The organism is Streptomyces sp. NRRL B-24085 (assembly GCF_001282115.1).
Classification (GTDB): Bacteria; Actinomycetota; Actinomycetes; order Streptomycetales; family Streptomycetaceae; genus Streptomyces.
Genome location: NZ_LJBR01000047.1, coordinates 1 through 3,578, shown reverse-complemented (window position 1 = coordinate 3,578; position 3,578 = coordinate 1). Strand labels below are relative to the sequence as shown.

Here is a 3,578-nt window from a genome sequence, read left to right as displayed (position 1 = left end):
CCCCGGCCCCCGGGTCCGCTGAACCCCGGCAGCCCTTCGTCCGCAGACTGTGGCGCGGCCGCCCCGAGGACCCCCGCTGGGTGCGCCCGGCCTTCCTCGGCCTGCTGGCCGCGACCCTCCTGCTCTACCTGTACAACCTGAGCTCCTCCGGTTACGCCAACTCCTTCTACTCGGCGGCGGTCCAGGCGGGATCGCAGTCCTGGAAGGCGTTCTTCTTCGGCTCCCTGGACGCGGGCAACGCGATCACCGTCGACAAGCCCCCGGCCTCGCTGTGGCCGATGGAGCTGTCGGTGCGGATCTTCGGCCTGAACTCCTGGGCGATCCTGGCACCCGAGGTCCTCATGGGCGTCGGCACGGTCGCCGTCGTCTACGCCTCCGTGCGCCGCCGGTTCAGCCCCGCGGCCGGTCTGATCGCGGGCGCCGTGCTCGCGCTCACCCCCGTCGCGGCGCTGATGTTCCGCTTCAACAACCCCGACGCCATGCTGGCGCTGCTGATGGCGGTGGCCTGCTACCTCGTGGTCCGCGCCCTGGAGGACGGCCGTACGAAGTGGCTGCTGTGGGCGGGTGCCGCGATCGGCTTCGCGTTCCTCGCCAAGACCCTCCAGGCCTTCCTGATCCTGCCGCCGCTGGCGATCGTCTACGCCGTCTGCGCGCCGGTGTCCGTCAGGAAGCGGCTGGGTCAACTGGCCGCGGCCACGCTGGCGTTGGTCGTCTCCGGCGGCTGGTGGGTGGCGATCGTCGAGCTGTGGCCCGCGTCGTCCCGCCCCTACATCGGCGGCTCCCAGAACAACTCCTTCCTGGAACTGACCTTCGGCTACAACGGCCTCGGCCGCCTCAACGGCGACGAGACCGGCTCGGTCGGCGGCGGTGGCGGCGGAGGCGGCACCGGGCAGTGGGGCGAGACCGGCTGGGACCGGATGTTCAACTCCGAGATCGGCGGCCAGATCTCCTGGCTGCTGCCGGCCGCGTTGATCCTGCTCGTCGCCGGTCTGGTGGCGACCTGCAGGCTCAAGCGGACGTCGGCGACCCGCGGTTCGTTCCTGGTCTGGGGCGGTTCGCTGCTGATGACCATGGTCGTCTTCAGCTACATGGCGGGCATCTTCCACCAGTACTACACGGTGGCCCTCGCCCCCTACCTCGCGGCTGTGATCGGCATGGGCGCGGGCATCCTGTGGGAGAAGCGCGCCGAGCTGTGGGCGTCGATCACCCTCGCGGCCTCGGTCGTGGCGGCGGCCGCCTGGAGCTACGTCCTCCTCAACCGCACCTCCGACTACCTGCCCTGGCTGAAGTACCTGGTGCTCGTCGGCGGCCTGGTCGCCGCGCTCGGCCTGATCTTCGCTGGCCGCGTCAGCCGGCAACTCGCCCTTGCCGCCGCCTCACTGGGCCTGGTGGCCGCCCTGGCCGGCCCGACGGCGTACACCCTGAGCACCCTTCAGGAGGGCCACACCGGTTCCATCGTGACGGCGGGCCCGGCGGGCGCGTCCATGATGGGCGGCGGCGGTCCGGGCGGAGGCGGCGGTGGCCGAGGCGGCTTCGGCGGCGGCATGCCCGGTCGGCAGGGCCAGAACCAGCAGAACGGCAACGGCAACACGCAGGGCGGCGGCATGGGCGGCTTCCCCGGCGGCGGTATGCCCGGCCAGCAGGGGCAGCAGAACGGCGACGGCGGCACCCAGAACCAGCAGGGCGGCCCCGGCGGACAGACGGGTGACGGGCCCATGGGAGGCGGCGGTGGCGCCGGCGGCCTGCTGAACGGCGCGAGCGTCGGCTCCGAGGCCAAGAAGCTGCTGGAGACCGACTCGTCGAAGTACACCTGGGTCGCGGCGGCCATCGGCGCCCAGAACGCGGCGAGCTACCAACTCTCCACCGGAGAACCGGTGATGGCGATCGGCGGCTTCAACGGCACCGACCCGTCGCCGACGCTCGCCCAGTTCAAGAAGTACGTGGCGGAGGGGAAGATCCACTACTTCATCTCCAGCGGCTCCGGCGGCGGCATGGGCGGCAGCAGCGGTACGTCCTCGCAGATCACCTCGTGGGTCGAGGCCAACTTCAAGAAGGTGACGGCCGGTTCGGCCACCTTCTACGACCTCACCCAGGAGGCGAGCGGCTGACGTGTCTCCCGGCAGAAGGGCGGTGACTCCGGTCGCCGCCCTTCTCGTCGTGCGGCGGCACAGTGCGGCGGTGGGAAGGAACGACGGCGGGAAACCGCGTTGTACGCCGTATAAGAACTGTTCTACGGTGTACAGCATGACCGCTCCCGCCCCCGCCGCCGTCTCCCAGGGCCACCCCCAGCGCTGGCTGATACTCGGCGTCATCTGTCTCGCGCAGCTGACCGTGCTGCTCGACAACACGATCCTGAACGTGGCGATCCCCTCCCTCACCAGGGAACTGGGCGCCGCCACCGCCGACATCCAGTGGATGATCAACGCGTACTCGCTGGTGCAGTCGGGGCTCCTGCTCACCGCGGGCAGCGCCGCCGACCGCTACGGCCGCAAGAAGATGCTGGCCGCGGGACTGGTCCTGTTCGGCGTCGGATCACTGGTCGCGGGCCTCGCCGACTCCACGGCCCAACTCATCGCGGCCCGGGCCGGGATGGGCGTGGGCGGTGCCCTGCTGATGACCACCACGCTCGCCGTGGCGATGCAGATCTTCGCGCCCGGGGAACAGCCGAGGGCGATCGGCATCTGGGCGGCGGTGAACTCGCTGGGCTTCGCGACCGGCCCCCTCCTCGGCGGCTTCATGCTGAACCACTTCTGGTGGGGCGCGATCTTCCTGATCAACCTGCCGGTGGCCGCGCTCGCCCTGGTCGCGGTGGTGATCCTGGTCCCCGAGTCCAAGAACCCCCGGGGCGACCGCCCCGACCTCCTCGGCGCACTGCTCTCCACGATCGGCATGGCGTCCCTGGTGTTCGCGATCATCTCCGGCCCCGAGCACGGCTGGACGTCCGGCCGGGTGCTGGTGCCGGCGGTGGTCGCGGTGGCGGTCCTGGGGGCGTTCGCGTACTGGGAGAGCCGTATCCCGTACCCCATGCTCGACATGCACTTCTTCCGCGACCGCCGGTTCACCGGTGCGGTGGCGGGAGCGGTCCTGATCACCTTCGGCATGGGCGGCTCGCTCTTCCTGCTCACCCAGCACATGCAGTTCGTCCTCGGTTACGGCCCCCTGGAGGCGGGCCTGCGGACGGCCCCGCTCGCGCTGATGATCGTGGTCCTCAACTTCACGGGCGTCGCGGCGAAGTGGTCGACGAGACTGGGGACCCCGCTGTCCATCGGCCTCGGCATGGCGGTGATGGCCGCGGGCCTCCTCTCCATCGCCACGCTCACCGGCCACGGCTATGCGGGCACGCTCCTCGGGCTGGTGCTGATCGGCGCGGGGGCGGCGGTCGCGAGCCCCGCGATGGCACACGCGATCATGAGCGCGATCCCGCCGGAGAAGGCCGGGGTCGGCGCGGGGATCAACGGCACGGTCGCCGAGTTCGGGCAGGGACTGGGGGTCGCGGTCCTGGGCGCGGTGCTGAACGCGCGGTTCGCGGCGGGGATCTCGGTGGCCGCGGTGTCCCTGCCGGGGGCGCTGGCGGAGGC

At 71.3% G+C, this 3,578-nt stretch carries 2 protein-coding genes; both read left to right on the top strand.

The features are described 5' to 3' along the window. The coding region (locus AOJ26_RS07180; RefSeq protein WP_234358481.1) for an ArnT family glycosyltransferase at nt 1–2,108 on the top strand (2,108 nt) is incomplete at its 5' end. Between the two features lie 136 nt (nt 2,109–2,244). After that, a partial coding sequence (locus AOJ26_RS07175; RefSeq protein ID WP_234358480.1) for an MFS transporter occupies nt 2,245–3,578 on the top strand: 1,334 nt, incomplete at its 3' end.